Below are 4,263 nucleotides of genomic sequence, written 5' to 3' on the forward strand. Positions count from 1 at the left end.
GACGTACTGAGCCACCGCGGGCGATTTCAGCAGCGTGCGCAGGTTGTCCTCCTGCTCCGGCGTCGCCGGACCGGTGGCGCAGCCGGGCGCCGTCGAACCGTCACTGCAGAGGAAGATGGCCACCTGGACTTTGTCGTACCAGTAGCCCTTCATCTGGTTGATCTGCAGCTGCAGCATGCCGGCGGCGCCGACGAAGGTCAGCGACACGAAGGTCACCAGGATCACGGAGATCACCATGGACAGGTTGCGGCGCAGGCCGCTGCCGATCTCGCCCAGGACGAATGCAAGCCTCACGCCTGGCCCTCCCCTGCGGTGCGGAACTCGGCGCGGGCTTCGGCACGCGAGCCGGCCCGGGGCGGGATAACTTGCGGCTGTTCGTCCCGTCCGCTGGCGTCGCGCAGGCGGCGCGACTGGCCCACGACGGGAATCATGGAGGTGTAGAGGGCCTTGGCCTCGTCGCGGATCACAACCCCGTTCTTCAGTTCCACCACCCGTTTGCGCATTTCGTTGACGATGTCATCGTCGTGCGTGGCCATCACCACGGTGGTGCCGTTCTGGTTGATCTTGTCCAGCACGCCCATGATGCCCATCGAGGTGGTGGGGTCCAGGTTTCCGGTCGGCTCGTCGGCCAGCAGGATGCCGGGGCGGTTCACGACGGCGCGGGCGATCGCCACGCGCTGCTGCTCGCCGCCGGAGAGTTCGTGCGGGAGACGGTTTTCTTTGCCTTCCAGCCCGACGGTCTTCAGGACCTCGGGGACGGTGTCGCGGATGACGCTGCGGCTCTTGCCGATGACCTGCATGGCGAAGGCGACGTTGGCGAAGACGGTCTTCTGCGGCAGCAGGCGGAAGTCCTGGAAGACGACGCCGATTCCGCGGCGCAGGCGCGGCACGCGCCAGCTGGAGATGTTCGCGACGTTCTGGCCGGCCACGTAGACGGCGCCGGAGGAGGCGCGGTCCTCTTTGAGGACCAGGCGCAGGAAGGTCGATTTGCCGGAGCCGGAGGCGCCGACGAGGAAGGCGAATTCGCCACGGTCGATCTCAAGGTTGATCGAATCCAGCGCCGGCCGCGCCTTCTGGTCATAGACCTTGGTGACATTTTCGAAACGGATCATGGCCCTTAGTACCCTGCAGGACATGGCCGCGAGGGCCCGGTTCTGCTGCCGGCGCAAGGGCTTTCGTTTGGGGGAAGTAGAGCTCCGGCCCCTCGACTATACGCACGGGTAACGGCGGAACCGCCGGAACGGCGGGGCGTGTCGCACGATTGTCAGCGACCTCCCAGTGGAGGTGCCCGGCCGGGCACCGGGCTTACTTCTCGGCGTTGCGGTTGTCCGTCCGCCAGCGGATGCCGGCGTCGATGAAGTCGTCGATTTCGCCGTCGAACACGGCCGAGGTGTTGCCGACCTCGTGCTCGGTGCGGAGGTCCTTGACCATCTGGTACGGGTTCAGGACGTAGGAGCGCATCTGGTCGCCCCACGAGGCTTTGACGTCGCCGGCGAACGCCTTCTTCTCGGCGTCCTCCTGTTCCTTCTTCAGCAGCAGGAGCCGGGACTGCAGCACCCGGAGGGCGGCGGCGCGGTTCTGCAGCTGCGATTTTTCATTCTGCATGGACACCACGGTGCCGGTGGGGATGTGGGTCAGGCGCACCGCGGAGTCGGTGGTGTTGACCGACTGGCCGCCGGGGCCGGAGGAACGGAAGACGTCCACGCGGATCTCGTTGTCCGGGATGTCGATCGAGTCCGTCTGCTCGATCAGCGGGATCACTTCCACGGCCGCGAATGAGGTCTGGCGGCGGCCCTGGTTGTCGAACGGGCTGATCCGGACCAGGCGGTGGGTGCCGGCCTCGACGCTGAGCGTGCCGAAGGCGTACGGCGCCTTGACCTCGAACGTGGCGGACTTCAGCCCGGCTTCTTCGGCATAGGAGGTATCCATGATGGTGGTCGGGTAGCCATGGCGTTCGGCCCAGCGCAGGTACATGCGCAGCAGCATTTCGGCGAAGTCCGCCGCGTCCACGCCACCGGCGCCGGCGCGGATGGTCACCACGGCTTCGCGCTCGTCGAACTCGCCGGAGAGCAGGGTGACGACTTCAAGGTCGGCCAGCGCCTTGCGGACCGATTCGAGTTCCGCGGCGGCGTCGGCCATGGAGTCGGCGTCGTCCTCGTCCTGGCCGAGTTCCACGAGGACCTCGAGGTCGTCGATCCTGGCCACGAGCTTGTTGAGCCGCTCGAGCTCGGTCTGCTTGTGCGAGAGCTTCGAGGTGATGACCTGCGCCGCGGCGGGGTCGTCCCACAGATTGGGTTCACCGGCCCGCTCGCTGAGCTCGGCGATGTCTTCCTTGAGCGCCTCGACGTTCGAGACGTTCTCGATGGACGTGTAGGTGGCCCGCAGTGCGCGGATTTCAGCGGGAAAATCAATGTTTGCCATGGTTTTTTAAGCCTACGCTATGTGTCCTAGCCGCCCGACCCTGCCGGTTGCCCTGTCATTTTGGGTTGCCCGATAGCTGGTTGCCCCATCACTTTGGGTTGCCTGACGGCCTGGTTGGCAGCATCTACTGACAGGGCAACCGGAGTGGCGGGCCAGCAGCTCAGCGGCTGAGGCGGGAGCGGGCCGTGGACGTCGCCTCGATCCGGATGCCGTCCGGCACCAGGAAGTTCACCACTGGCGGGTGGACGGCTGCACTCAGCACGACGACGGCGGTGGCGCCGTCCGGGCTGCCCGTCGCCGGCGCCACGCTTAGGGCGCTGAAGCGGTCGAACGCGCCGTTGCGGCCCAGATAGTCGACGGCGGCGCTGCGAACCCTCGCCCCGCTGAGGACGGCGGACGGTGTGCCGCCGGAGTTGTCCAGCTGGCCGAGGGTGAAACTGTCCGCGGCCGCCACCGAGGCACCGTCCGCGGCGGAGAGCAGCTTCTTGTGTTCGAGGTAAACGCTGGAGGCCGCCATCACGACGGTGGCGACCAGCAGGGCAATCAACACGAAGCCGATGCTCAGCACCAGCACCTGCCCCTCCTGCCGGCGGGGCCCGGGCCGGCCCCTCACCGGAACCTGCCCACCAGCTGGGTTGCCGACGCGCTGAGCTGGCTCGCGTTCAGATGCAGTGCGTCGCTGAACGGCACAAACGGCAGGGGCACGGTGAGGCGGACGGTGACTGTCACCGCCGAGCCGGGAGCCAGGCAATCGGCAGGCTCGCAACGGGTGTCGACGGTGGCGTTTCCCGCCGGCTGGCCGTAATCGGCGAGCGCCAGCAGCACGGCTTGCTCTGCCGCTGCCCGGCCGCTTGCCGCGTCCGGCTGGGCCACGTAGACCTTGGCGGCCTGGTCGGCGGCGCCCACGACTGCGAACGAGCCGCCCTGGATCTGGCCCACGGTGATGATGAAGTACACCAGCGGCACCATCAGCAGTGCGGACAGGAAGACGAACTCGACCACGGCACTCCCCTGTTCCGGTGACGCGCCGTGCTCCGGCCATTCACCGCTGGATGGCCGCATGGCCCTTCACCTCCAAGAGCGCCCGGGGACCGATGAAGCCGATGACCGGCAGGGGTGCCCGGACGGTCACCTCGAGTGTGCGGATGCCCTGGAACGTCGATTCGCTTGTCCCCACGTCCCGCGCGAAATCCGCGTTGAGCGCCGCCGTGATCAGCTGGACAGTCCGTTCCTTGGCGTCCCCGTCGTTGCGGTCGGCCAACGTGCCGTATCTGGCGCCCGAGGCGGCGGCGTCGATCAGCGTATTCCGGACGTGAAGTACCAGGGTGAGCTGGACGATCGCGAGGAAGAGCAAGGTGAGCAACGCACCGATCAGCACGAAGTCCACCACTGCAGCGCCCCGTTCTACGCCCTTGCGGTTTTCCCCGCTTTCGATCTGGCGCCCGGTCCCCCCGCCCTGGGCTGCCATTGCCTACTGTCCGACCTTGTCCATGGCTTGGTTGAAGAGTCCCTCAAGCGCAGGACCGGCGAGCGCGAGCAGGGCGGCCACGAGGACTGCCGACATGAGGGTGATCATGACCCAGCCGGGGACGTCCCCGCGCTGGGGATGGGCGGTTCCCACGTCAGAGTGGTCCCCCGGCCGCGCTTGCGACGGAGCAGACCACCAGGTCAACATGCTGAGCGCGCAGGCCGCCAATGCCGCCCGGGTTCCGAAGTTCTTCACCGTGTCCTCTTTCCTGGTTCTCTGGTTTTCTGTTTTCTGTTTTTCTGTTTTTCCGGAGTCCTGTTTTTGGATCTGATGGTTCGTGACGTGTCGCCGGCAGATCGTGCACCGTGTGCCCC

General features: G+C 66.8%; 7 protein-coding genes and 1 pseudogene. All 8 read right to left on the bottom strand.

Annotation, left to right across the window (positions count from 1 at the left end):
- Positions 1–294 (bottom strand): annotated as a pseudogene (locus LQV45_RS19340) (ABC transporter permease); the annotation flags it as partial.
- Positions 291–1,112: a cell division ATP-binding protein FtsE gene (gene ftsE, locus LQV45_RS19345; RefSeq protein ID WP_043435207.1), complete on the bottom strand. Its 822-nt coding sequence runs from the start codon at positions 1,110–1,112 to the stop codon at positions 291–293. The gene ftsE and the pseudogene LQV45_RS19340, both read right to left, overlap by 4 nt.
- 193 nt (positions 1,113–1,305) lie before the next feature.
- A complete protein-coding gene (gene prfB, locus LQV45_RS19350; protein WP_223916104.1) occupies positions 1,306–2,421 on the bottom strand; it encodes a peptide chain release factor 2 in 1,116 nt (371 codons plus the stop codon).
- A gap of 160 nt (positions 2,422–2,581) precedes the next feature.
- On the bottom strand, positions 2,582–2,995 hold the full coding sequence (locus LQV45_RS19355; RefSeq protein ID WP_230008410.1) for a pilus assembly protein TadG-related protein: 414 nt from the start codon (positions 2,993–2,995) through the stop codon (positions 2,582–2,584).
- A 35-nt stretch (positions 2,996–3,030) separates the two neighbouring features.
- Entirely contained in the window at positions 3,031–3,423 is a 393-nt protein-coding gene (locus tag LQV45_RS19360) for a hypothetical protein (protein WP_308288896.1), read from the bottom strand.
- 40 nt (positions 3,424–3,463) lie between these two features.
- Positions 3,464–3,889, bottom strand: a complete 426-nt coding sequence (locus LQV45_RS19365) for a TadE family protein (protein ID WP_230008412.1) — start codon at positions 3,887–3,889, stop codon at positions 3,464–3,466.
- Positions 3,890–3,892: 3 nt separating this feature from the next.
- Positions 3,893–4,144 carry a hypothetical protein gene (locus tag LQV45_RS19370; protein WP_230008413.1) on the bottom strand — a complete coding sequence of 84 codons (252 nt, stop codon included), beginning with the start codon at positions 4,142–4,144 and terminating at the stop codon, positions 3,893–3,895.
- Positions 4,044–4,263, bottom strand: a 220-nt coding sequence (locus tag LQV45_RS19375) for a hypothetical protein (RefSeq protein WP_230008414.1), incomplete at its 5' end; no start/stop codon positions are given. The genes LQV45_RS19370 and LQV45_RS19375, both read right to left, overlap by 101 nt.

The sequence above is a fragment of the Microbacterium sp. Bi128 genome (assembly GCF_918698205.1).

What these genes read in the sequence shown, in the direction of transcription:
- ftsE (WP_043435207.1), bottom strand. Translation starts at nt 1,112, where the DNA reads ATGATCCGTTTCGAAAATGTCACCAAGGTCTATGACCAGAAGGCGCGG.
- prfB (WP_223916104.1), bottom strand. Translation starts at nt 2,421, where the DNA reads ATGGCAAACATTGATTTTCCCGCTGAAATCCGCGCACTGCGGGCCACC.
- LQV45_RS19365 (WP_230008412.1), bottom strand. Translation starts at nt 3,889, where the DNA reads ATGGCAGCCCAGGGCGGGGGGACCGGGCGCCAGATCGAAAGCGGGGAA.